Origin of the sequence: Mesorhizobium sp. M7A.F.Ca.US.005.03.2.1 (assembly GCF_003997795.1) — a bacterium.
Taxonomy (GTDB): domain Bacteria; phylum Pseudomonadota; class Alphaproteobacteria; order Rhizobiales; family Rhizobiaceae; genus Mesorhizobium; species Mesorhizobium ciceri.
In genome coordinates, this window is the sequence record NZ_RZRP01001378.1 from 1 (window position 1) to 930 (window position 930).

The 930-nt window shown below is 56.7% G+C and carries 1 protein-coding gene; it reads right to left on the bottom strand.

Annotation, left to right across the window (positions count from 1 at the left end; genetic code table 11):
- Nucleotides 1-930: hypothetical protein (locus EN991_RS40180; protein ID WP_206519356.1), on the bottom strand; the 930-nt coding region annotated here is incomplete at both ends.

Genomic DNA, 930 nt, shown 5'->3' on the forward strand with positions numbered 1-930 from the left:
CTGCCCGGCGGCGTCCTTGGCATAGCGGACCTCGGCCGCATTGGACTCGGCGATTTCCGCCAGCGCCCTGAGTTCCGTGGCTTCTTTCTCGGCCTTTGCCGAAGAAACGACGCGTTGGGCGTCACGCTCGACCCTGGACGAAGACTGAATGAGCTCGATCCGCTTGATGCGTTCGGCCACTTCTTCTTCGCGTGCGCTGTTGACCTGCTCTTCCTGTTCAACCTGTTTTTTCAGAGCTTCCGCGGCCTGGGTCTTTGCGTAGGCTTCCTCGATCGACTTGTTGATCACCGCGATCAAGCGCTCCTTGTCGACGATTTCGACTTCCTTCTGCTGCTCGATCTCAAACTTATCGACAAACTTCCGCGCAGCGATGCGCAACTCGTCGATCTGGCGGTTGGCGGCGATCGACGCGTCCTGGATCTCCTGAAACGCCTTGGTTTCGGCGAGTTTGATCTTCTGGTTTTTCTCGATCTCGAGCTGCACGATTTCCTCGTCGACCCTCAAGCGTTCGACATCGACATCGTAACGTTTCTTCAGGCGTGCCTTTTCCTGGTCGGCCTCAGCAAGTTCGTTGCTGATGCGAACCTCTTTCGACTTCGCCACGGCCAGCAATTCAATGGTTTTGTCGGTCTCGATTCGATGCGTCTCGGTCACCCGCTGGTTCTGCAGTTTGGCCTTGTCGATCTCGGCCGATGACGTCGTTTCGATGATCGACAGCTCCTGACGCGAACGGATTTCAGACTCCTTCACATGCTGCTCGTTATCGATCCGCTCTGCCTCGATTTCCCGGCGGTTCTGGATCCTCTGCATCTCGAGCTCGCGGCGCGACATGATCTCGGTCATCTCAGTCTCTTGCTGCTTCTTAATCTCCAATGACCGCACCTCCGACTGAGTGTTGATCCGTTCGGAATCGATGAGTCGGTCCTTGGC